Source organism: Gordonia mangrovi (genome assembly GCF_024734075.1).
In the GTDB taxonomy this organism is placed as follows: Bacteria; Actinomycetota; Actinomycetes; order Mycobacteriales; family Mycobacteriaceae; genus Gordonia; species Gordonia mangrovi.
In genome coordinates this window covers 4,801,576-4,825,265 of sequence record NZ_CP102850.1, presented here as the reverse complement: position 1 = coordinate 4,825,265, position 23,690 = coordinate 4,801,576, and the positions used below count along the sequence as shown (strand labels likewise).

General features: G+C 69.1%; 22 protein-coding genes and 1 riboswitch. Of the genes, 1 reads left to right on the top strand and 21 read right to left on the bottom strand.

Features of this window, described 5'->3' with window-relative positions:
• Nucleotides 1-33 precede the first annotated feature (33 nt).
• The 21 genes from NWF22_RS21895 to NWF22_RS21795 form a co-directional block, all read right to left on the bottom strand.
• Complete coding sequence (locus tag NWF22_RS21895) at nt 34-723, bottom strand: riboflavin synthase (RefSeq protein WP_160902405.1); 690 nt, start codon at nt 721-723, stop codon at nt 34-36.
• Nucleotides 724-790: 67 nt separating this feature from the next.
• Nucleotides 791-949: riboswitch (FMN riboswitch) on the bottom strand.
• A gap of 98 nt (nt 950-1,047) precedes the next feature.
• On the bottom strand, nt 1,048-2,028 hold the full coding sequence (gene ribD, locus NWF22_RS21890) for a bifunctional diaminohydroxyphosphoribosylaminopyrimidine deaminase/5-amino-6-(5-phosphoribosylamino)uracil reductase RibD (RefSeq protein WP_160902795.1): 981 nt from the start codon (nt 2,026-2,028) through the stop codon (nt 1,048-1,050).
• Nucleotides 2,029-2,077: 49 nt separating this feature from the next.
• A complete protein-coding gene (gene rpe / locus NWF22_RS21885) occupies nt 2,078-2,776 on the bottom strand; it encodes a ribulose-phosphate 3-epimerase (RefSeq protein ID WP_160902406.1) in 699 nt (232 codons plus the stop codon).
• A gap of 39 nt (nt 2,777-2,815) precedes the next feature.
• The gene (locus NWF22_RS21880) at nt 2,816-4,174 is read right to left on the bottom strand and encodes an RsmB/NOP family class I SAM-dependent RNA methyltransferase (RefSeq protein ID WP_160902407.1); all 1,359 of its coding nucleotides are present in this window, start codon (nt 4,172-4,174) and stop codon (nt 2,816-2,818) included.
• A 65-nt stretch (nt 4,175-4,239) separates the two neighbouring features.
• The gene (gene fmt / locus NWF22_RS21875; RefSeq protein ID WP_160902408.1) at nt 4,240-5,184 is read right to left on the bottom strand and encodes a methionyl-tRNA formyltransferase; all 945 of its coding nucleotides are present in this window, start codon (nt 5,182-5,184) and stop codon (nt 4,240-4,242) included.
• Between the two features lie 91 nt (nt 5,185-5,275).
• Entirely contained in the window at nt 5,276-7,216 is a 1,941-nt protein-coding gene (locus tag NWF22_RS21870) for a primosomal protein N' (RefSeq protein ID WP_160902796.1), read from the bottom strand.
• An 85-nt stretch (nt 7,217-7,301) separates the two neighbouring features.
• On the bottom strand, nt 7,302-8,513 hold the full coding sequence (gene metK, locus NWF22_RS21865) for a methionine adenosyltransferase (RefSeq protein ID WP_160902409.1): 1,212 nt from the start codon (nt 8,511-8,513) through the stop codon (nt 7,302-7,304).
• A gap of 154 nt (nt 8,514-8,667) precedes the next feature.
• Nucleotides 8,668-9,942 (bottom strand): bifunctional phosphopantothenoylcysteine decarboxylase/phosphopantothenate--cysteine ligase CoaBC, encoded by a 1,275-nt coding sequence (coaBC, locus tag NWF22_RS21860; RefSeq protein ID WP_160902410.1) that lies wholly within the window; start codon nt 9,940-9,942, stop codon nt 8,668-8,670.
• Nucleotides 9,943-9,959: 17 nt separating this feature from the next.
• Entirely contained in the window at nt 9,960-10,259 is a 300-nt protein-coding gene (rpoZ, locus tag NWF22_RS21855; protein ID WP_160902411.1) for a DNA-directed RNA polymerase subunit omega, read from the bottom strand.
• A 76-nt stretch (nt 10,260-10,335) separates the two neighbouring features.
• On the bottom strand, nt 10,336-11,004 hold the full coding sequence (gene gmk, locus NWF22_RS21850) for a guanylate kinase (RefSeq protein ID WP_160902412.1): 669 nt from the start codon (nt 11,002-11,004) through the stop codon (nt 10,336-10,338).
• Nucleotides 11,005-11,050: 46 nt separating this feature from the next.
• A complete protein-coding gene (gene mihF / locus NWF22_RS21845) occupies nt 11,051-11,365 on the bottom strand; it encodes an integration host factor, actinobacterial type (protein WP_160902413.1) in 315 nt (104 codons plus the stop codon).
• A 548-nt stretch (nt 11,366-11,913) separates the two neighbouring features.
• Entirely contained in the window at nt 11,914-12,750 is an 837-nt protein-coding gene (gene pyrF / locus NWF22_RS21840; protein WP_160902414.1) for an orotidine-5'-phosphate decarboxylase, read from the bottom strand.
• Complete coding sequence (gene carB, locus NWF22_RS21835) at nt 12,747-16,079, bottom strand: carbamoyl-phosphate synthase large subunit (RefSeq protein WP_160902415.1); 3,333 nt, start codon at nt 16,077-16,079, stop codon at nt 12,747-12,749. Before carB ends, pyrF begins: the two co-directional genes overlap by 4 nt.
• Nucleotides 16,079-17,257: a glutamine-hydrolyzing carbamoyl-phosphate synthase small subunit gene (carA, locus tag NWF22_RS21830; RefSeq protein ID WP_160902416.1), complete on the bottom strand. Its 1,179-nt coding sequence runs from the start codon at nt 17,255-17,257 to the stop codon at nt 16,079-16,081. The genes carB and carA overlap by 1 nt, the downstream gene beginning before the upstream one ends.
• Entirely contained in the window at nt 17,254-17,802 is a 549-nt protein-coding gene (locus NWF22_RS21825; protein ID WP_160902417.1) for a PH-like domain-containing protein, read from the bottom strand. The genes carA and NWF22_RS21825 overlap by 4 nt, the downstream gene beginning before the upstream one ends.
• A complete protein-coding gene (locus tag NWF22_RS21820; protein ID WP_160902418.1) occupies nt 17,799-19,109 on the bottom strand; it encodes a dihydroorotase in 1,311 nt (436 codons plus the stop codon). The genes NWF22_RS21825 and NWF22_RS21820 overlap by 4 nt, the downstream gene beginning before the upstream one ends.
• Before the next feature lie 31 nt (nt 19,110-19,140).
• The gene (locus tag NWF22_RS21815) at nt 19,141-20,088 is read right to left on the bottom strand and encodes an aspartate carbamoyltransferase catalytic subunit (RefSeq protein WP_160902419.1); all 948 of its coding nucleotides are present in this window, start codon (nt 20,086-20,088) and stop codon (nt 19,141-19,143) included.
• Entirely contained in the window at nt 20,088-20,708 is a 621-nt protein-coding gene (gene pyrR / locus NWF22_RS21810; protein WP_160902420.1) for a bifunctional pyr operon transcriptional regulator/uracil phosphoribosyltransferase PyrR, read from the bottom strand. Before pyrR ends, NWF22_RS21815 begins: the two co-directional genes overlap by 1 nt.
• A gap of 133 nt (nt 20,709-20,841) precedes the next feature.
• Complete coding sequence (gene nusB, locus NWF22_RS21805) at nt 20,842-21,309, bottom strand: transcription antitermination factor NusB (protein ID WP_160902421.1); 468 nt, start codon at nt 21,307-21,309, stop codon at nt 20,842-20,844.
• A gap of 13 nt (nt 21,310-21,322) precedes the next feature.
• Nucleotides 21,323-21,886, bottom strand: coding sequence for an elongation factor P (gene efp, locus NWF22_RS21800; RefSeq protein WP_160902422.1), 564 nt, complete (start codon nt 21,884-21,886; stop codon nt 21,323-21,325).
• A 47-nt stretch (nt 21,887-21,933) separates the two neighbouring features.
• Nucleotides 21,934-23,058, bottom strand: a complete 1,125-nt coding sequence (locus tag NWF22_RS21795) for a M24 family metallopeptidase (protein WP_160902423.1) — start codon at nt 23,056-23,058, stop codon at nt 21,934-21,936.
• Between the two features lie 109 nt (nt 23,059-23,167).
• Here NWF22_RS21795 and NWF22_RS21790 point away from each other — a divergent pair, with 109 nt between their 5' ends.
• Complete coding sequence (locus tag NWF22_RS21790) at nt 23,168-23,659, top strand: B-4DMT family transporter (RefSeq protein ID WP_160902424.1); 492 nt, start codon at nt 23,168-23,170, stop codon at nt 23,657-23,659.
• Nucleotides 23,660-23,690 lie beyond the last annotated feature (31 nt).

Sequence of the window (23,690 nt, the reverse complement as noted above, 5' to 3'; positions counted from 1 at the left end):
CCTCACCACCTACCGTTGCACTGCTCATCATGTCTACTCCGCCGCCGATCCGTCGCGTCCACCACTGTCGCCCACCGGTTCACCCGGCGGCGAGTGCGCCTCCCGCAGGGCGGGATGGAGACGTTCGACGTACTTGGCGATCACATCGACCTCGAGATTCACCGGGGTACCGACACCTGCCGCCCCGAGATTGGTCTCGTGCAAGGTGGTGGGGATCAGTGAGATCTCGAACCAGACCTCTCCTGCGGTGCCCGGGATCGCCGTGGACCCGGAGATCGCCGAGACGGTCAGCGAGACACCGTCGACGGTGATCGACCCCTTCTCGACGATGTAGCGCTCGAGCCGCGGAGGCACCGCGATCCGCACGACGGTCCAGTTCTCCGAGGGGGTCACCGCCAGGATTCGCCCCACCCCGTCGACATGGCCCTGCACGATGTGACCGCCGAAGCGTCCACCGGCGGCCATCGCGCGTTCGAGGTTGACCCGGCTTCCGGCTGTCAGGTCGGCGAGGGAACTGCGCTGCAGGGTTTCGGCCATCACATCGACGGTGAACTCATCGGGCCCGTGTTCCACGACGGTCAGGCATACGCCGTTGACCGCGATGGAGTCGCCGAACCCGGCATCACTGGTCACCAGGGGGCCACGAACGGTGAGTCGGGCCGCGTCGGTCAGATCGTCACGTCGGACGATCGTGCCGAGCTCCTCGACGATACCGGTGAACACGGTGCGCACTCCTCACAACTCGCTCGGCGCATACGGCGATGTGAGAAGGAGGGCAGGCCATGGCCCACCCGGTTCTCTCACATCCGGACTATGACCGTCGGCTCCGGATTCACACCGGATCTGCTGTCCCTGCCGGTGGCAGGCGCTCGCGGGCTCGGCTTCCTCACGGGTGTGTGAGTACGCCATCACCGCCGGTGGGGAATCTCACCCCGCCCCGAGAACTCTGTCATCGAAATTAGCACGCACGCACCCGCGACGGCACCGGGTGCCCCTCCGGATGGTGAGAGCTCGACCACGTCGACGGATCGCGGCGACGGTGGGATCTCAGCGGGACAGCCGCAGCAGCACGTCGTCGCCGAGCGCGTCGACCGCGGTGAGCGTGAACCGGTGCGCGTCGGTCAGCGTGGTGATCTGGGGTATGTCCACCGAGGCGGCGCCCGCTCCGAGCACCATGGGGGCCAGATAGGCGTCGATCTCGTCGACGAGTCCGGCCGCGAGGAATGCGCCGATGATCGACGGACCGCCCTCCACCAGCACCCACAGCGCTTCGTCGAGCGCGTCGAGCACGGCCGCCGGGTCGTGGCTGCGGATGTGCTGCAGCGGCGCGGTGCCGTCGGCCACCCGCGCACCGGGCGGGATGGCGCGGTGGCCCATCACGACTCGGCTCGGCTGGTGCGGACGCAGGTCTCCGTCGTCGGTGCGGGCCGTCAGCGCCGGGTCGTCGGCGAGCACTGTGCCGGTCCCGACGACGATGGCGTCGAGCAGCGCGCGCTGGCGGTGCACACGCGATCGACTCTGCGGCCCCGTGATCCAGCGACTCGTCTTGTCCGGCGCAGCGATCCGACCGTCGATGGTGGAGGCAAGTTTGACGGTGACCAGAGGTCGACCGTGGCGTTGCCGAAACAGCCACGCCCGCAACGGTCCCGACTCGGCGGCGGCACGCTCGACGCCGTCGACCACGGTGAGACCCGCCGAGCGCAAAGTGGTGGCCCCGCCGGCGGCGGCCGGGTTGGGATCCTCGACCGCGAAGCAGACCGTGGTGATGCCCGCATCGATCAGCGCGGCGGTGCAGGGCCCGGTGCGTCCGGTGTGATCGCAGGGCTCCAGCGTGACCACCGCGGTGGCGCCGACCGCGTCGGCACCGGCCGCGCGCAGCGCCATCACCTCCGCGTGCAGCCCGCCGGGGGGTTGGGTGTGGCCACGTCCGACGATGTCGCCGTCGGGGGACACGATGACCGCGCCGACCGGCGGATTCGGCGAACTGAACCCCTGGGCGGCCGCCGATTCGTCGATCGCCAGTCGCATCGCCCGCGCCATGTCGACGCCGATCGGCCGACGATCGCCGGACACGACGTCAGGCACTCGCGGTGCGCGCCGCGGCCGCCTGGTCACGGAGCGCCGCCACCGCCGAGCCGGGATCGTCGGCGCCGTAGACCGCCGAGCCGGCGACGAAGCAGTCGATGCCCGCCTCGGCGGCCTGCTCGATCGTGTCGGCGTTGATCCCGCCGTCGATCTCGACGAGCAGGCGCAGGTCCTGGGCGTCGATCACCTCCCGGATGGTGCGTGCCTTGGCGAGCACCTCGGGCATGAACTTCTGTCCACCGAAGCCGGGTTCCACACTCATGATGAGCAACGTGTCGAAGTCGCGGATGATCTGCAGGTACGGCTCGAGCGCCGTCCCCGGTTTGACACTCAGACCTGCCTTGGCGCCGGCCGCGCGGATGTCGCGGGCCACCGCGAGCGGGTCGTCGGTCGCCTCGGCGTGGAAGGTCACGTTGTAGGCACCGGCCTCCGCGTACGGCGGCGCCCAACGCTCCGGGTTCTCGATCATCAGATGGCAGTCGAGTGGGATGTCGGTGGCCTTGAGCAGGCTCTCCACCACGGGCAGGCCCAGCGTGAGGTTGGGCACGAAGTGGGCGTCCATCACGTCCACGTGCAGCCAGTCGGCGCGACCGGCGCCCGGCCCGGCGACCGCCTGGGCCTCGGCGGCGAGGTTGGCGAAATCCGCAGACAGGATGGAGGGGGCGATCATCGGGGTACCGGTGGCACACATGAGCACCGATTGTAGGGCGCCGCCCGGCGGCGCCGACTCTCAGCGTCGCAGCGCGGCCAGGAACATCGCATCGGTGCCATGGATGTGCGGCCACAGCTGGACGTGGGGGCCGTCGCCGAGATGGTCGGCGGGCACCAGCGACCGGGCGTCGATCTGCTCGACCTCGGGATGATCGGCGAGGACGGCGGCGACCACCCCGACGGTCTCGTCCGGGTGCGGCGAGCAGGTCGAGTACACGACGACGCCGCCCGGACGCAGCAATCGCACGGCCTCGGTGAGCAATTGACGCTGCAACGTGACCAGTCCGGGAAGGTCATCGGGTCCGCGGCGCCACCGCGCCTCGGGTCGTCGGCGCAGTGAGCCGAGACCACTGCACGGCGCATCGAGCAGGATCCGATCGAATCCCGGAGTCAGCCCGGCCGATCGGGCATCGGCCACATGCACGTCGACGGGCAGATCCCGCACGACCTTGCGGATGAGATCGGCCCGGTGCTCGGACACCTCCACCGCGTCGAGATGGGCACCGTCGATGTCGGCGATCGCCGCGACGAGTGCCGCCTTGCCGCCGGGACCGGCGCACATGTCCAGCCACCGGCCGGTGTCGTCGGCGACCTCGACGACGGTCAGCGCCCGTCCCACCAGCTGGCTGCCCTCGTCCTGCACTCCGGCGTAACCGTCGCGGATCGCGTCCAGCTCACCGGGATCGCCGCCGGGCAGGTACACGCAGTACGGCGAGTACCGGCCCACCTCGCCACCGCTGACGAGCGCGAGTTCTTCGGCCGTGATCAGGCCGGGTCGGGCCACCAGATGCACGGGCGGCCGTTCGTCGTCTGCGGCCAGCGCGGCCTGCAGTTGCCCTGCCGAACCACCGAGCGCATCGGAGAACACCTCGGCGATCCATCGCGGGTGGGCATAGCGGAAGGCGAGGTTACCGACGAGATCGTCGGCCATCGACGGGGCGAGGTCGTCGATCCACAGGTCCTCGTCCCGTTGTGAGACCTTGCGCAGTACCGCGTTGACGAAACCGGCCGGCCCCATCCCCATCTCGGAGCGGATGAGGTCCACCGAGGTCGATACCGCCGCGTGGGAACCGATTCGGGTGCGCAGCAGCTGATATGTGCCCAGGCGCAGCACATCGAGCACCGCCCCGTCGATCTCGTCGACCGGTCGGTTCGCCGCCGCGCTGATGACAGCGTCGAGCAGTCCCTGCGCACGAGCGGCACCGTAGGTGAGCTCGGTGGCCAGGGCGGCGTCGCGCCCGGTGACCCGTCGTTCCCGCAGCATCTTCGGCAGCACGAGATTCGCGTACGCGTCACGTTCGCGGACGGCGCGCAGCGTGTCGCGGGCTGCCTCGCGCGCAGGGTCGACCGGCTTGTCGCGCAGCGCCGCCTTTTTCATCCGTCCACCGTCTCCCGATCGCGCCCGATCCCGTCGCGCCCCGTGGGGACGCCGATGCGCATCGCTCATTCCAGCACCATCCCGTCGGCCAGTCGCGCGCCGCGCGCCCAGTCGGCCGCGGGCATCGCCTTCTTGCCGGGCGGTTGTACCCACGACAACCGCACCGGCCCCGTCGCCGTCTCGACGTCGACCCACTTCTTCGCCACTCGCAGCGAACCTGCGGCAGCGCCGGATTCGGCCTCCCCACCGGAACCGGCGAGCACCTCGACGGGGCCGAACTTGATGCGCGCGCCGTCGAGCGTCGACCAGGCGCCGGGAGCGGGGGTGTGTGCCCGGATGCGTCGGTCGATGATGTGCGCGGGCAGATCCCACCGGATGCGTGCGTCGTCCACGTCCACCTTCGGGGCGTGACTGATGCCCGCCGGAGACTGGGCGACCGGGGTCAGCGATCCGTCCTCGATGCCGTCGAGGGTGGACAGGAGCAGATGCGCCCCGGCACCGGCGAGCCGTTCGAGCAGATCTCCGCTGGTGTCGGAGTCGGTGATGGTCTCGGTGATGACGCCGTAGACGGGTCCGGTGTCGAGTCCCTCCTCGAGCGCGAACGTGCTGGCGCCGGTCACCTCGTCGCCGGCGGCGATCGCGTGCTGGACCGGTGCGGCCCCACGCCACGCCGGTAGCACGGAGAAGTGCAGGTTGATCCATCCGTGTGTCGGCAGGGTCAACAGACCGGGCGGTACCAACCCACCGTAGGCGACCACTGCCCCGCAGTCGGGACGCCAGGAGCGCAGCCGATCGAGTACGCCCGCGTCGGTGAGTCGGCGGGGCGTGATCACCTCGATGCCGTGCTCGTCGGCAAGCGTCGCGACCGGCGATCGGGCCGACTTGCGGCCGCGCCCGGCGGCGGCATCGGGACGCGAGATCACCCCGACGACCTCGTGTTGTGGGGCGTCGAGCAGCAGGCGCAGCGTCGGTACCGCGACCTCCGGAGTTCCGGCGAATACGACCCTCATGTGACCCTTTCCCGGCGTTCGCGACGTTCGTCGAGGTCACCCGGGTGGCGGACGCCCTCGCATTCGTGCCGGACGACGACGTTGTCCGCGCTCATCCGATCGTAGGCGGGTCGACCTGGACCCGGATCGGACCGGTCTCGTGCTGCGTGTTGCGGTGGATCTGCGCTGCTGTCAGCGCTGCGCTCAATTGCCGGCCGTTGCGGCGTGGCACGCGCAGCAGGATGCGTTCGACGGCGCCGTCGAAGGTGTCGCCCGAACCGGCCGGCGGACGCACCCCGGCAGGTAGCGGGACCGGGCCGAGCAGTTCACCGGTCGGTGGCAGTGCCACCGCGTCGACGAATGCCGACACCGTGGCCCGAGTGCCGTCGACCGACGCCATGGTGACGGCCGGGGGAAACCCGAGTTCGTTCCGTTGCCGGAGTTCCTCATCGGCGAAACCCACCGGGTCCCAACGGATCACCGCCTGCACCGGCGACAGTCCGGCATCCGCGACGATGACGAGGGTGCCGCCGTCGGTGTGTGGTCGGACCATCGACCCCACCGACATCCAGTGCCGGACGGCGTCCTCGGCGGCCCGTAGATCGGCCCGATCGAGTTGGGCCCAGGTGTCGAGCAGGATCGCCGCCCCGTAGCCGTGGTCGGCGTCGGGTTCGGCACCCGGCGTGGCGACCACGATGCGGGCACCGTCGGGTACCGATGCCGTGACGCTGGATCCGCCCGAGGTGGTGATCGGCACTCCGGCGAAGGCCCGGCCGAGTTCCTCGGCCGTGCGTCCGGCCCCGGTGGTCAGGGCACGCACCTCGGTGCCGCCACATTCCGCGCATCGGAACGCCGGTTCGCCGCGCCCGCACCAACGGCACGAGATCTGCTCACGGGCGTCGAGTTGCAGCGGGCCATGGCAGACCCGACATCGGGCGTGGGCCCGGCACCGGGCACACGCCAGCGACGGGATGTATCCGCGGCGCGGAACGCTGAACAGCACCGGGCGGTCGGCGGCGACCGCGCGACGGGCGGCATCGAACGCGACTCCCGGGATGCGGGCCGACCGCGCCAGGGGGTCGCCGGCGACGCGTCGATCCTCGGCGCTCAACGCGAGCACGCGGGCAGTTCGCGACCGGACGGTGGGGCGATCGGCGAGCAGATCGTGCGCCCAGCCCGCGGCCACCAGCGACTGGGCCTCGGTGGTGCGGGCGACTCCACCGATCACCAGCGCGCTGCGTTGTTGATGCGACCGGATGACCGCGACCTCCCGGGGATGCGGATACGGTGCGCGGGGCTCGTTGAGGCTGTCGTCGCCGTCGTCCCACACCACGATGAGCCCGAGATCGTGGACGGGCGCGAAGATCGCGCTGCGGGTACCGAGGACGACGTCGGCCGCACCACGCCGGACCGCGAGCCAACGCCGATAGCGTGCGGTCGGCCCCAGCCCGGCCGCCAATGTCACGCACCGGTCGCCGAACAGCGGTGTGCAGGCCTGTTCGAGCCGATCGAGATCACGCTGATCGGGCACCACGATCAGCGACCCGCGTCCCGCGGATGCGGTGACGGCGGCCAGTTCGGCCAGGCGGGCCGGCCAGTCCTCGCCGGCGGTGGCCTGCCAGACCGCGCGGGGATGGCCCGCGGCCAAGAGGTCGATGAATGATGCGGACGCGGTGTACGAGTGCCACGCGGTCAGATCCGGGATGGTCGCCACCGGGCTCCCGACACCCGGTGGGTCTTCCTGTTCGGTGCGGGCGTGGCGCGGCGGGACCGCCAGGCGCAGCACATCCGACAGGGTGCCGGCGTACCGGTCTGCCACCGCACGGCAGACCTGGGTGAGCGCCGGGTCGAGCACCGGTTCTCCCGACACGACACGTTCCAGCCAGCCGAGCCGGCCGGGGTGTTCGGTCTCGTCGACCCGATCGAGCAGGAATCCGTCGATCAGCCGCCCGGAGAATCGCACCCGCACGCGCACGCCCGGAGTCGCGAGCTCGTCCTGGTGCTCGTCGATGAGGTAGTCGAACTCGCGGTCGAGATGTGCGAGACCGAGCATCGGCAGCACCTTGCCGATGGGCTTGCGCGGTGCGGGCACACGGGATCCACCGCGAGCGGACACTGCGGTCAGACGGTGAGCGCGATCAGAGGCCGGCCGCGGCGCGGAGCTTCTCGGCGCGGTCGGTGCGCTCCCACGGCAGATCGACGTCGGTACGACCGAAGTGTCCGTAGGCGGCGGTGGGTGCGTAGATCGGGCGCAGCAGGTCGAGGTCACGGATGATCGCGAGCGGACGCAGGTCGAACTCCTCGGAGATGACCTTTTCGATCACCGCCGGGTCGACCCGCTCGGTGCCGAAGGTCTCCACGAACAGACCGACCGGCGCGGCTTTGCCGATCGCGTAGGCGACCTGCACCTCGATCCGCCCGGCGAGGCCGGCGGCCACCGCGTTCTTCGCCACCCACCGCATCGCGTAGGCGGCGCTGCGATCGACCTTCGACGGATCCTTGCCGGAGAATGCGCCACCGCCGTGGCGGGCCATGCCGCCGTAGGTGTCGACGATGATCTTGCGGCCGGTCAGGCCGGCATCGCCCATCGGTCCGCCGAGCACGAACTTGCCGGTCGGATTCACCAGCAGCCGGACCTCGGAGGTGTCGAGGCTCGGCAGGGCGAGCTCGGCGAGGACCGTGTCGACGACCTTGGCGCGGATGTCGGGGGCCAGCATGTTGTCGAGGTCGATGTCGGCGGCGTGCTGGGTGGACAGCACGACCGTGTCGAGGCGTACCGGCTTGTCCTTGTCGTATTCGATGGTGACCTGGGTCTTGCCGTCGGGACGCAGGTACGGCAGCACGCCGGTTTTGCGGACCTCGGTGAGTCGGCGCGACAGCCGATGCGCCAGCGCGATCGGGACCGGCATGTACTCCGGGGTCTCGTCGGTCGCGTACCCGAACATCAGGCCCTGGTCCCCGGCGCCCTGGCTGTCGATCTCGTCCTCGGAGATGCCGCTGCGGCTCTCGTGCGAGGTGAACACACCGCCGGCGATGTCCGGGGACTGTGCACCGATGGCGACGTTCACTCCGCAGGAGGCGCCGTCGAAGCCCTTGGTCGACGAGTCGTAGCCGATGTTGAGGATCTTGGACCGCACGATGCCGGGGATGTCGACGTAGGCCGACGTGGTGACCTCGCCGGCCACATGAACCTGCCCGGTGGTCACCAAGGTCTCCACGGCCACCCGCGCGGTGGGATCGTCGGCGAGCATCGCGTCGAGGATCGAGTCACTGATCGCGTCACAGATCTTGTCGGGATGCCCCTCGGTGACGGATTCGCTGGTGAACAGGCGTGACGCAGAGGTGGTCATCTGATCCTCTCAGGCTCTTTCCGGGCCCGCCGCGGGCGCGTGTCCCGGCGGCGGGTGTCGTCGATTGTCTCTTCTACCGAGCATTCTCGCAGTCCGGGTGACACCCGGCTGTGAACGCGTTCCAACCTACACATCGCCTCCGACGGTTGCGCCGTCAGGCCACGTCATCGGAGCCGGGCACCAACGCCCGGACCTCGTCGAGGATTCGACTCGACATCAGCGTCTTCGACCCCAGCGGCAGTGCCGTCTCGGTACCGGTGGCCGACAGCAGCCAGCCGGTGTTGTCCTCGGTGCCGAACGCCTTGCCGTCCCCCACCGCGTTCACCACCAGCAGATCGCAGCCCTTGCGACGTAGCTTGGCCCGGCCGTGATCGAGCACGCCGCCGGTCTCGTCCCCGGTTTCGGCGGCGAATCCCACGATGACGGTCTCGGGCGGGATGCGGCCGGCCTCGCGGTCGGTGACGAGTCCGCGCAGGATGTCGGGATTGGTGGTGAGTTCGATCGGTGCCGGTCCGGTGTCGGATTTCTTGATCTTCGATTCGGCGAATGCCACCGGCCGGAAGTCGGCGACGGCGGCCGCCATGATCACCACGTCGGCTTCCGCGGCGCGTTTGGTCATCTCCTCGGCGAGATGCTGGGCGTCCGAGACTCGGACGATGCCGACGCCTGCCGGGTCGCCCGGGTCGGCGGTCGACCCGGCCACCACCGTGACGATGGCGCCGCGCTGCGCCGCGGCGCGGGCGAGTGCGAACCCTTGTTTGCCCGAGCTGTGGTTCCCCAGGAAACGCACCGGGTCGAGCGGTTCGCGGGTTCCGCCGGCGCTGATCACCACGCGCACGCCGGCCAGATCGTGCGGCAGCGCGTCGGGGCGTTCGAGGAGGAGCTCGCCGATCATCGCGATCTCCTGCGGGTCGGGCAGGCGACCACGTCCGCTGTCGGTGCCGGTGAGTCGGCCCGACGCCGGGACCATCACCGTGCTGCCGTGGGTGCGCAAGGTGGTGACGTTGGCCTGGGTGGCGGGGTGCTCCCACATCTCGGTGTGCATCGCCGGCACGAACAGCACCGGGCACCGCACGGTGAGCAACGAGGCGGTCAGCAGATCGTCGGCGCGCCCCGCGGCGGCCCGCGCCATGAGATCGGCGGTGGCCGGCGCCACGATCACGAGATCGGCGCCCTGGCCGAGCCGGACGTGCGCCACCTGGTCCACGTCGTCGAACACGTCGGTGCTGACCGGATTGCCGGTGAGCGCCTCGAACGTGGCGGCCCCGACGAACCTCAGGGCGGCCTCGGTCGGCACCACTCGGACGTCGTGGCCGGCTTCGGTGAAGTGCCGGATCACCGAGCAGACCTTGTAGGCGGCGATCCCGCCGCCCACACCGATGAGAATCCGGCGAGTGGTGCCGGATGCGGCTGTGCGCGTGGTGGCCATCCGAGCGTCCGGGGCCCTTATTCGCCTTCGGTGTGCTCGAGCAGGTCGGAGTGGATCTCGCGCATCGCGATCGACAGCGGCTTCTCCTGCAGGCCCGGCTCGACGAGCGGTCCGACGTATTCGAGGATGCCGTCACCGAGCTGGTTGTAGTAGTCGTTGATCTGACGCGCGCGCTTGGCGGCGTAGATGACGAGCGCGTACTTCGACGACGCACGCTCGAGGAGTTCGTCGATGGGCGGGTTGGTGATGCCCAGCGGGGTGTCGTAGGCCGGTGCGTCGGCAACTTCGGTCAGGTCGAAATTCGTCGGGGTGCTCACGCAAACTCCTGCATCGGTGGTGCTCTGGTGGCGCCGGCCTGCCGGGATTCGGCAGGTGGTGGCGATTCAAACGTCTTCAGGTCGACTGTCGGGTGGGCGGCGGCGCCGGGGTCGATCCATCGGCTTTCGACGGGTCGGGTGTCGAATCGTCGGACCCGACCAGCAAGGATACCAACTCGGACGCCACCTGGTCGACTTCGTGGTTCACCAGGACGTGTTCGAACTCGCCCTGGGCGGCCATCTCGGTGCGCGCGGTCTCGAGGCGTCGGGCCACGGCGTCGGCCGATTCGGTGCCCCGTCCGGTCAACCGCGCGACGAGGTCCTCCCAGCTCGGCGGCGCCAGGAACACGCCGGTCGCCTCGGGAATCCGGCGCAGCACGTTGCGCGCCCCGACGAGGTCGACTTCCACCAGTACGGGCTCGCCGCGCTCCATGGCGTCGAGGACCGGCCGGCGGGGTGTGCCCGAGCGCTGTAGGCCGCCGTGGATCTCTGCCCACTCCAGCAGTTCGTCGTCGGCGATCATCCGGTCGAACTCGGCTCGGTCGACGAAGTGGTAGTCGCGTCCCCCCACCTCACCGGGCCGCGGTGCCCGGGTGGTCGCGGACACGCTGAAGAACAGTTCGGGTAGCAGCTGCCGCACGCGGGCGACCACGGTCGACTTACCCACGGCCGAGGGGCCGACCAGAACAACCAGTCGGCCCCTCGGGGGCGTGGATCGCGGCTCTCCCGGTGTCGGGCGGTTCACCGCCGAACCTGTGCCGTCGTCACGCTCGTGTCGTTCACACGCTCGGTCAGGAGCTGAACTTCTCGAGCAGCGCCTTGCGCTGACGATCGCCGAGGCCACGCAGGCGGCGGGTCGGGGCGATCTCGAGTTCGGTCATGATCTCCTGCGCCTTGACCTTGCCCACCTTGGGCAGCGCCTCGAGCAGAGCCGAGACCTTCATCTTGCCCAGGATCTCGTCGTTCTCGGCATCCTTGAGCACCTGCTCGAGGTTGGTGCCGCCGCGCTTCAAGCGCTCCTTGAGCTCGGCGCGGGCCCGCCGAGCGGCAGCTGCCTTCTCCAACGCGGCAGCGCGCTGCTCGTCTGTCAACTGCGGAAGGGCCACGGGTTCCTCCGTCTTTCGTGTCTTCGATTGGACTGTCATCAGTCGCGCGATGCTCCTGATGGCGGTTGGTCGCCCACGCGACCATGGCGGTCGCCATGGGCAGGCCTGCCATCGCCGCGCAATGGTGCGGCGAAAGCGACCGTACCCACGTGAGCAGGCATTTGCGAGTGCCACCCCCTGCAAACCCAGGGAAAACCGGTGTTGTAGCGTGCTCGCTCCCCGAATCTAACGCACTTCCACGACACATCCGCGCAGCAGGCGGCTGACTACGCATTTTGCCCTGAATCCGCAGGTCAGACCCGGGTGGGCTGAGCGCCGTCATGCGACCGCACCGATGGACGCCGATACACGCGCCGGCCTGCGGTGATACGTGTGTGACGCGAGTGGCAATCAAGGTGTTTCTCGGATTCGGCTCCGCGTCGCGCGTGTCGCGGCTGTGTGCACGACGGGCCCGGAGTCGGAGATGGCGAAGTTCTTCCCCCGGGTGTCGTTTCCTCCCCCACCTGCTCGCGGAGGACGAAACGACACCCGGGGGAAGAACCTGGTGGTCAGCCGAGTGACTTCTCCACCGCGTCCCGCGTGTGCGTGAACGCATCGCGCAGGGCGGTGACGTCGGGCCCGGCGCGCAACACTCCCCGGCTGCTCGCGGGGACCAGCCAGCGGGTGTCGGCGCCGGCGAAGACCTCGGGTAGGTCCTCCGGGGTGGCCCCCTGCGCTCCCAGCCCGGGTGCGAGGATCGGCCCCTGCAGGGACGCGAGGTCCAGACCGTGTGCGCGTGTCGCGCCGACGACGAGCCCGACCGATCCGCTGCCGTCCGCGTTCTCGGCGGTCGCGGCGTCGACGATCGTCTGCCCCACCGCGCGACCGCCCGCGTCGGCGAGCTGGATTTCGGCCCCATCCGGATTGGAGGTCCGGGCCAGGACGAAGGCACACCGCTGCGCGGCGCTCGCCGCGTCCAGGGCCGGCCGGAGCGCTTCGAACCCGAGGTACGGCGAGATGGTGACGGCGTCGGCACACAGCGGCGCACCGTCGTCGAGCCACGCCGATGCGTAGGCCGCCATGGTGGTGCCGATATCGCCGCGTTTGGCGTCGGCGAGCACCAGCGCACCCGCCTGCCGACAATCCCGGATGACGCGTTCGAGGACCGTGAAACCGGCGGCCCCGAACACCTCGAAGAACGCGACCTGCGGTTTGATGACCGCGGCCACCGGCGCGAGCGCCTCCACACAGATGTCGGCGAACTGCGCCAGCCCGGCGGCAGAGACCGGCAGTCCCCACTGCTCGAGCAACTCGGTGTGCGGATCGATCCCGGCGCACAGCCGACCGCGCTGCCCGACCGCCGCGCGATGGCGCGACGCGTAGCCGTGGGGTGCCGACGTCGTCATCGATTCACCAGCACCGCATGCCGTCGCTGCAGCGACTGCACACCCATCTGACCGTTGATGGCGGCTTCGATGCCCTGCACCGCGGCGCTCGCACCCTGCACCGTGGTGATGCACGGGATGTTCACCGACACCGCGGCGCTGCGGATCTCGTAGCCGTCCACACGCGGTCCGGAGTTGCCGAACGGGGTGTTGATCACCATCGCGACCTCCCCGGCGCGGATGATGTCGACGATGGTCTGCACACCGTCGGCCGCCTCGAAATGCTTACGGACGGTGCGGCATTCGATCCCGTTGCGCCGCAGCACATCTGCCGTGCCCTCGGTCGCCAGAATGTCGAAACCGAGGTCGGCGAGGTGCTTCACCGGGAAGATGAGCGCTCGCTTGTCCTTGTTGGCGACGGACACGAAGATCGCACCGCTGGTGGGCAGCGACCCGTACGCGGCGGTCTGCGACTTGGCGAAGGCCTGACCGAAGTCGGCGTCGATCCCCATCACCTCGCCGGTCGATTTCATCTCCGGGCTCAGCAACGAATCGACCCCGGTGCCGTCGTGGCGCCGGAACCGGTTGAACGGCAGCACCGCCTCCTTCACCGAGATCGGTGCGTGCACCGGCGAATCGCCGCCGTCACCGTCGGCGGGCAGCACCCGCTGGTTGCGCAGCTCGGCGATGGTCTCGCCCAGCATCACCCGGGCACAGGCCTTGGCCAGCGGCACCGCCGTCGCCTTCGAGACGAACGGCACGGTACGGCTCGCGCGGGGGTTCGCCTCGAGGACGTAGAGGATGTCGTCCTTCAGGGCGTACTGCACGTTGAGCAACCCCCGTACCCCGATGCCCTTGGCCAGTGCCTCGGTGGAGGCCCGGACCATGGCGAGATCGGACCGTCCGAGGGTCACCGGCGGCAGCGCGCACGCCGAGTCGCCGGAGTGGATTCCGGCTTCTTCGATGTGTTCCATCACGCCGCCGATGTAGACCTCGTTGCCGTCACACAGCGCGTCGACGTCGATCTCGACGGCATCCTCGAGGAAACGGTCGACGAGCACCGGATGGTCCTCGGTCAGTTCGGTGGCACGGGAGATGTAGTCCTCCAGGGACTTCTCGTCGTACACGATCTCCATGCCCCGGCCACCGAGCACATAGGAGGGCCGCACCAACACCGGGTATCCGATCCGCGCCGCGGTCGCGCGGGCCTCGTCGAAACTGGTGGCGGTACCGAAGGCGGGCGCCGGGAGTCCGGCCGCGGTCAGCACCTTGCCGAACTCGCCGCGGTGCTCGGCCAGATCGATCGCCTCGGGACTGGTCCCGACGATGGGCACACCCGCCGCGGCCAGCCGGTGGGCCAGGCCGAGCGGGGTCTGCCCGCCCAGTTGGACGATGACACCGGCGACGGTGCCCGACTCGGATTCCGCCCGGTAGACCTCCAGGACGTCCTCGAACGTGAGCGGCTCGAAGTACAGGCGGTCAGCGGTGTCGTAGTCGGTGGAGACCGTCTCCGGGTTGCAGTTGACCATCACGGTCTCGTAGCCGGCCTCGGACAACGTCAGCGCGGCGTGCACACACGAATAGTCGAATTCGATGCCCTGACCGATCCGGTTGGGACCCGACCCGAGGATCAGCACCTTGGGCCGGTCCGGCTGCGGCGCGACCTCACTCGTGGCGGATGGGTCGAGCTCATAGGTCGAGTAGTGGTACGGCGTCTTGGCCTCGAACTCGGCCGCGCAGGTATCGACGGTCTTGTAGACCGGATGCACACCGAGCCCGAGACGGAATTCCCGCACCGCCGCCTCGTCCGCGAAATCGCTGCGCAGCGCCGCGATCTGGCGGTCGGAGAAGCCGGTGCTCTTGGCCTGGCGCAGCAGCGACTCGTCGAGGGTGTCGGCATCCCGGAGATCGGCGCCGAGTGCGGCGACGCCGCCGATCTCGGCGAGGAACCACGGGTCGATCCCGGTGGCCTCGTAGAGCTGCTCGATCGAGGCACCCGCCTCGAACGCCAGCATCAGGCCGTAGAGCCGCCCGTCCTTCGGTGTCTTCAGCGAGTCCAGCAGGGCATCGAGGTCCAGCGTCGCCGGGTCGGGCCGATTCGGCTCGGTCCAGAAGCCGCCCGCCTTGGTCTCCAGCGACCGCATCACCTTGCCGAGCGACTCGGCGAAGCTACGACCCAGGCTCATCGCCTCACCCACCGACTTCATGGTGGTGGTCAGCGTGTCGTCGGCGCCGGGGAACTTCTCGAAGGCGAACCGCGGCGCCTTCACGACCACGTAGTCCAGGGTCGGCTCGAAGCAGGCCGGCGTCTCCTTGGTGATGTCGTTGACGATCTCGTCGAGGCTGTAGCCGATGGCCAGCTTCGCGGCGATCTTGGCGATCGGGAAGCCGGTGGCCTTCGATGCCAGCGCCGACGACCGCGACACACGCGGATTCATCTCGATGACGACCAGACGGCCGTCGCGGGGGTCCTGTGCGAACTGGATGTTGCAGCCGCCGGTGTCGACGCCGACCTCACGCAGGATGGCGATCGAGAGGTCACGCATGATCTGGTACTCGCGGTCGGTCAGGGTCATCGCCGGCGCGACGGTCACCGAATCGCCGGTGTGCACGCCGACCGGATCCACGTTCTCGATCGAACACACCACCACGACGTTGTCGCGGTTGTCACGCATCAGCTCGAGTTCGTATTCCTTCCACCCGAGGATGGATTCCTCGATCAGCACATTCGCCGTGGGCGAGGCGGCCAGTCCGCCGCCGGCGATTCGCTCGAGGTCGTTGCGGTCATACGCCATACCCGACCCGAGTCCGCCCATGGTGAACGACGGCCGCACCACCACCGGGTAACCGAGATCCTCGACGGTGTCGTACACCTCGTCCATGGTGTGGCAGACGGCCGACCGCGCGCTCTCCCCGCCGACCCGGGCGACGATGTCCTTGAACATCTGCCGGTCCTCACCACGCTGGATGGCATCGAAGTCGGCACCGATCAGTTCGATCCCGTACTTGTCCAGCGAACCGCGGTCGTGCAGCGCCACTGCGGTGTTCAGTGCGGTCTGCCCGCCGAGCGTGGCCAGCACCGCGTCGATCGGATGGCCGGCGTCGCGTTCGGCCTCGATCACCTTCTCGACATACTCGGCCGTGATCGGCTCGATGTAGGTGGCGTCGGCGAACTCGGGGTCGGTCATGATGGTCGCCGGGTTGGAGTTCACCAGACTGACCCGCAGCCCCTCGGCCTTGAGCACCCGGCAGGCCTGGGTGCCCGAGTAGTCGAACTCGCAGGCCTGGCCGATGACGATCGGCCCGGAGCCGATGACCAATACGTGGGAGATGTCTTCGCGGCGTGGCATCAGGCACTCGTTCCTCGTGCACGGTCGCCCTCGAGTAGGGTGACGAACTTGTCGAACAGGTAGGCGGCGTCATGCGGTCCGGCCGCCGCCTCCGGATGGTATTGAACCGAGAATGCTTGTCCCGACAGCAATTCCACACCCTCGACGGTCCCGTCGTTGGCGCAGACGTGGCTCACACGGGCGCGGCCGAAATCGGTGTCGAATTCCTCGCCGGCCTCGCCTTCGAGGGCGAAGCCGTGGTTTTGCGCGGTGATCGACACCTTGCCGGTGGTGTGGTCGATGACCGGGATGTTGATGCCCCGGTGACCGAACTTCATCTTGTACGTGTCGCGGCCCAGCGCCCGGCCGAGGATCTGGTTGCCGAAGCAGATGCCGAACAGCGGCAACCCTTCGCCCAGCACTCCCCTGGTCAATTCCACCGCGGTGTCCGCGGTGGCCGGGTCCCCGGGTCCGTTGGAGAGGAACACCCCGTCGGGGTTGAGCGCGGTGATCGCGTCGAGTCCCGAATTCGACGGCAGGACATGTACTCGCACCCCCCGCTGGGCGAACATCCGCGGCGTATTCGTCTTGATTCCGAGATCGATGGCCGCCACGGTGAATCGTGTCTCACGGTCGGCGGAGCTCGGGCTCACCTCGTAGGACGCTTCGGTGGTGACCTCACCGGCGAGGTCGGCACCCTTCATCGGCGGCTGATTGCGCACCCGCGCAACGAGTTCGTCGTCGGGGGCCAGCGCAGCCCCGGAGAACACGCCGGCCCGCATCGAGCCGTGGTCACGCAGGATGCGCACCACCGTGCGGGTGTCGATACCGGCGATGCCCACGATCTGCTGGCGGCGCAGTTCGTCCTCCAGCGAGGTGGTTGCCCGCCAGTTCGACACCCGTCGGGTGGGGTTGCGGATCGCGTACCCGGCAACCCAGATCTTGCCGGAATCACCGGTGGCCGAGTCACTGCCGGCGCTGCCGGTGCTCTCCCCGTCCTCGTCGTTCCATCCGGTGTTGCCGATCTGCGGCGCCGTGGCGACCACGATCTGCCGGTGATAGCTCGGATCGGTGAGGGTCTCCTGGTACCCCGTCATCGCGGTGCAGAACACCGCCTCACCCAGGGTCTCGCCGACCGCGCCGTAGGGCAGCCCGCGGAACACCTGTCCGTTCTCCAGCACCAGGACTGCTGTGCTCATTGATCATTCCCCTGTTCGGTGTCTTCGGGCCCGGCTGCTCCGGGTGCGCTTCCGGCGTCGGCGAACTCGTTCACCCACCCCGGATAGATGGTCTTGTCATCGGCTCGCAGGCCGGAGTCGATCTCGGTCCCGCTGGGCAGGACCCAGCGGATCACCAGCACGCCGTCGGCGGTCATCACCTTGCCGGCGAGTCCACGTTCGGTCCGGACGGCGGTGATCGACGACCGTGGAATCCAGATGTCGGAGGCTCCCTGTCGTCCGATGAGGATGCCGTCGGCGTGGGCCGAGATCTCGGCGGCGGCACGGTCCCCCAGGTCGCCGACGGCGACGCGGTCCTGCCAGCTCGGTGCGATGGTGCTACCGACGTACAGGCCGGTGTCCGGCCCGCGGGTGGCCGGAGTGAGCCCCTCGGGTACCGCCGGCGGCGTGCCGATGGCGTCTGCCTGACGGCGTCCGCGGTTGCGCCACCCGCGCAGGGCGAGGGCGACCAGACCGAGCCACACCACGATGACGACCACCACCACGACGACCTCGAGACCGCTCATCGGGTGACCTCACCGTCGCGGGCGGTCACCACACCCCGCAGCACGGTCGCGGTCACCGTCGCCGGCATGGTCATCGCCTCATACGGCGTGTTACGCGACAGACTCGCGAGTTCGTCCGGGCGTACCACCCAGGAACGGTCCGGATCGACGAGGGTGAGCGATCCGGGCTCGCCGACCTCGATCGGACGGCCCTGGTCGGCGAGCCCGACGATCTGCGCCGGGCGTTCGCTCATCACCCGGGCAACACCGCGCCAGTCGAGCAGACCGGGGTTCACCATGGTGTCGACGACGATCGGCAGCGCGGTCTCCAGACCCAGCATGCCGGGACGGGCCTGGGCGAACTCGCAGGCCTTCTCCTGTGCGGCATGCGGCGCGTGATCAGTGGCCACACAGTCGATGACGCCGTCGGCCAGGGCGCGGCGGAGCGCGTCGTTGTCGCGGGTCTCGCGCAGCGGCGGGTTCACCTTGTTCACCGGGTCGTACGTGGCCAGTCGGGAATCGTCGAGCAACAGGTGATGTGGGGTGACCTCCGCGCTGATCGCGATGCCCTGCTCCCGTGCCCACCGGAGCAGTTCGACGGTGCCTTCGGTCGAGGCATGGCAGATGTGCACCCGGGTCCCGGCATCGCGGGCGAGCAGTGCGTCGCGGATGACGATCGACTCCTCGGCGGCCCGAGGCCAGCCCGTCAGCCCGAGCCGAGCGGCGTTGGGGCCCTCATGTGCGATCGCGCCGACGGTGAGCCTGGGCTCCTCGGCGTGCTGCGCGATCAGCACGTCGAGGCTCTTCGCGTACTCCAGCGCACGGCGCATCAACAGCGGGTCGTCGACGCATTTGCCGTCGTCGCTGAACATGCGGACGCCGGCGACGCCGGCGGCCATCATGCCCATCTCGGCCAGCTGTGTGCCGGCCAGTCCCACCGTGACCGCCCCCACCGGGTGAACGTCGACCAGGCCGATGTCGCGACCGGTGCGCCAGACGTTGTCGGTGATCGTCGAGTTGTCGGCGACGGGATCGGTGTTGGCCATGGCGAACACCGCGGTGTAGCCGCCGAGCGCGGCCGCGGCCGAACCGGTGCGGATGGTCTCGGTGTCCTCGCGTCCCGGCTCCCGCAGATGGGTGTGCAGGTCGACGAACCCCGGCAGCAGGACCGCGCCGCCGCCGTCGATCCGGTCGGCGCCGTCGGGTGCGGACAGGTCGGCGCCGATCTGCGCGATCCGGCCGTCGACGACGAGTACGTCGACCGGGTCGCCCTCACCGTAGGGACGGACATCGGCGATCAGTACCGATCCGGTTGCCGGGATGCTCATTGCGCCGTCTCCACTGACTGCGATCTCCTCATCATTGAGTTCCTGGGCTGCCCGTGCCGACCAACAGCCGGAACAGCACCGCCATCCGTACGTGCACTCCGTTGCGTACCTGCTCGAGCACCGTCGCCCGCGGCGAGTCCGCCACCGAATAGCCGATCTCCATACCGCGCAGCATGGGCCCGGGGTGCAGCACCACCGCGTCGTCGTCGAGCAGGGCCAGCCGTCGATCGTTGAGGCCGTAGCGGACCGAGTACTCGCGCGAACTCGGGAAGAAGCCGCCGTTCATCCGCTCGGCCTGTACGCGCAGCATCATCACCGCGTCGAGCGTGGGCAATTCGGCGTCGAGATGGTGGGAGACGGTCACCGGCCACTGATCGACTCCGACCGGCAGCAGCGTCTGCGGCGCGATCAGCACCACCTCGGCGCCGAGGGTGGCCAACAGGTGGGCGTTGGACCGGGCCACCCGGGAATGCAGGACGTCGCCGACGATGCCGATACGTCGACCGTCGAGCGAGCCGAGACGCTGCCGCAAGGTCAGGGCGTCGAGCAGCGCCTGCGTCGGATGTTCATGGGTCCCGTCGCCGGCGTTGATGATCGCCGGTCCCGCACCGTCGTCATCGGCGGTCCACGCCGCGATCTGATGAGCCGCGCCGCTGGCCGGATGTCGCACGATCAGCGCGTCGGCGCCGGCGGCGTGCAGGGTCTTGACCGTGTCGCGCAGCGACTCACCCTTGCCGGCCGAACTGCTCGAGGCACTGACGTTGATGACGTCGGCGCTCATCCACTTCCCGGCCACCTCGAACGACACCCGGGTACGCGTGGAGTTCTCGTAGAACACCGTCATCACGGTGCGGCCACGCAGGGTCGGCAGTTTGCGGACCTCGCGGCCGGTGAGTGCTTGCTCGAATCGTTCGGCCTCGTCGAGCAGTCCGGTCGCCTCGTCGCGCGACAGATCTTGCGTGGTCAGCAGGTGGCGCATCAGTCGCCGCCTCCGGGGTGCGGAATCTGCGGTGACTTGGCAGCGCTGAGCACGACTTCGTCGACACCGTCGTGTTCCTCGAGATGAACCGAGACGTTCTCGTCCCGCGAGGTGGGAATGTTCTTGCCGACGTAGTCGGCGCGCAGAGGCAGTTCTCGATGCCCCCGGTCGACCAGTACTGCCAGCTGCACCGCGGCCGGTCGTCCGAGATCGCGCAACGCGTCCAGTGCGGCCCGCACGGTGCGGCCGGAGTACAGCACGTCGTCGACCAGGATGACGATGGCGTTGTCGACGCCGCCGGACGGAACCACCGTCCGTTCCAGCGGGCGATGCGGTTGGGCCCGCAGATCGTCGCGGTAGAGCGTGATGTCCAGGTAGCCGACCGGCACATCGGTGCCCGCGAACTCGTTGATGCGGGCGGCCAACCGGGAGGCGAGGTAGGTGCCTCGGGTGGGGATGCCGATGATGACGACGCGCGGGCCGTCCGCGGAGTCGAGCGCGGTCTTCTCGATGATCTCGTGGGCCACCCGCGCGATGGTGCGGGCGACGTCGGAATCATCGAGCAACACCCGACCGGGCGGGCGGGAACCATCGGTTGGCGGGGCGCTGTCTGTTGACATGACCAAGCCGACCTCCTTCTCCGCCTCGCGGGACGGATCGTTAAAGGATGTCTGTCTCGGAAGACTTTACACTTCGTCCTCGCGCGAGCGTCTCTGCGTCGTCACTCGCGACCCGTTGCGTGCCGTTCGGGGGTCAATCCCGGCGATGTGTCTCGTCGGCTGCGGCGGCCGCACGCACCTGGGGCGCCAGCTCCGCGATCTGCGCCAGGACTCCGTTGACGAACGCCGGCGAATCGTCGGTGGACAGCTCCTTGGCCAGTTCCACCGCCTCGTCGACGACGACGATCGGATCGACGTCGGTCGAGTTGAACAGCTCCCACGTCGCCAGGCGCAGAATCGCCCGATCGACCGCGGGCAGACGCTGCAGGGTCCACCCCTTCAGGTGTGAGGAGACCACCGCGTCCACCTGCGGCAGATCGGCGGCCAATCCCTCGATGACGGTCGCGGTGTAGTCGTGGATCGTCCCCACGCTCTCGTCGTCGCGGACGTACTCGCGGCGCTCGGCGACCAGCTGCGTCGCGGTGACCTTCTTGGCCTCCGCCTCGAACAGCAGGTCGACCGCGCGGCGACGGGCCTTGTGTCGGGTACCGGGTTGTTTCACGGGTCGGGCTCGGTCAGGCGTTCACGCGACCGAGGTAGCTGCCGTCGCGCGAGTCGACTTTCAGCTTGTCGCCGGTGTTGATGAACAGCGGAACCTGGATCTCGGCGCCGGTCTCCATGGTCGCGGGCTTGGTGCCGCCGGTGGAGCGATCACCCTGCAGACCCGGATCGGTCTGCTCGACGAGCAACTCGACGGTGACCGGCAGTTCGACGAACAGCGGATTGCCCTCGTGCATCGACACCTGCACGGTCATGTTCTCCAGCATGAAGCGCGCACCGTCACCCAGGGTCTCCGGCGTGATGGAGATCTGCTCGAAGGTCTCGCCGTCCATGAACACGAAGTCGGTGCCGTCGTTGTAGAGGTAGGTCATGTCGCGGCGGTCGACGGTCGCGGTCTCCACCTTCACGCCGGCATTGAAGGTCTTGTCGACGATCTTGCCCGACATCACGTTCTTGATCTTGGTACGCACGAAGGCCGGCCCCTTGCCGGGCTTGACGTGCTGGAACTCCTGGATCTGCCAAAGCTGGTCGTCCATGCGCAGCACGAGGCCGTTCTTGAAGTCGGCGGTGGTCGCCATGTGGTGTTCTTCCCTTGCAGTCGTCGATGAATGTCGCGGACAACCCGTCAGATGACGGTGAATGTCTTGTCGGTGGCGGTCAGCAGCTCCGGTGCATCGTCGGTGACGATCAGGGTGTCCTCGATCCTGACGCCACCTCGGCCGGGGAGGTAGACGCCGGGCTCCACGGTCACCGCCGCGCCGCATGGCAGTGTACCCGTCGCCAGCGCGCCGATTCCGGGCGCTTCGTGGATCTGCAGTCCGACACCATGGCCCAGTCCGTGGACATAGTGCTCGGCGTGCCCGGCGTCGGCGATGACCGATCGGGCGGCGGCGTCGACCTCACGCAGCTCGGCGTCCGGCCGCAACGCCGCCCGGCCGGCCGCCTGTGCCTGCGCGACGAGGTCGTAGATCTCGCGTTGCCAGTCGGCCGCACGACCGAGCACGTAGGTGCGGGTCATATCCGAGTGGTAGCCACCGACCACGGCGCCGAAGTCGATCTTGACGAAGTCGCCGTCGGCGAGCACCGCCTGCGTGGGCCGATGATGTGGGATCGCGGAGTTGGCACCGGCCGCGACGATGGTCTCGAACGCGATGTCGTCGGCACCGAGGGCGTACATCTCCCACTCGAGCGATCGGGCCACGTCACGCTCGGTGGCTCCCGGGCGGATCACGCCCCGTTCGATGATCGTCGCCAGTGCCTTGTCGCCGATCGTGCAGGCCGCCCGCAGCAGGTCGACCTCACCAGCGTCCTTGACGATACGGAGTCGTTGGACCGCGCCGGTGTGGGCGACCAGCTCGGGCACCGGGCCGCTCGCATCGTCGAGTGCGGAGATGAGTGCGCGATGTGCTGCGACGGTGACGGCGTCGCCTTCGAAGCCGATGGTGGCGGCGCCCGCTGCGCGGGCCTGCCGGGCGAGTTCGGTGAGGCAGTCGCGCGCGATGACGGCCTCGAGATCACCCGACTGTTCGCCGACCTGGGTTCGGTAGCGGCCGTCGGTGCAGATGCGGTCGGCATCGGCCGAGGCGCCGATGAGCAGCGCAGCATTCGAGCCGGTGAATCCGGTCAGGTAGCCGACGTTGACCAGATCGCTGACGACGAAGGCATCCACCGGCTGGTCCGATCCGGCGAGTTGGTCACGAAAGCGGTCGCGGCGGGCCCGATAGTCACTGGTCATGGCTGTGGCGGACATCCCTTCACGCTACCGCGCCGGCACCGGGGCCCCGGTGCCGGCGCCACCGCCGGGCCCGTTGACCGGGATGTGTTTTCGAACACGTTCCAGGTTGCGTACCCTGTCCGCTATGTCTTCGTGGTTGCCCCGCGGTCTGGTGATGACCGCCGTACACGTCGTCGCCCGTGTGCTCCTCGGTGTGGCAGTGGTCAATGCACCCCTGCACACGACCGTGTGGAAGACCATCGCCATCGCGGCGGTCGTGCTCGTCGCGCTGCTGTGGGGCGGGGTCGACGGCGTCGCCGACGCCCGGGCCAATCCCGACCCCGACGACTACGAGGACCTGACGGTGCGCTGGCTGCAGGCCGGACTGCTCGCCGGTGTCGTGGCCGGTCTCATCAGCTGGATTCTCGGCCGCTACGTCTTCGCCGGGATCGGCGAGGGCAGTTTGTTCATCGAGTTGATCGCCGGCGGGTCGTTCACCGCCCTGTTGGTGTTCGTGCCCGCCTTCACCGGTGCGGCGGTCGGCCGCTGGATCGTCCGTCGCGATCAGCGCAGAGCCGATGCCGACGAGGACTGGTCGGTGCACGCGGAGCGCGATCCGGAGCACGCCGCGAGCTGAGGCGCGCGCCGCCCCCTTCCCTACCGGCGCC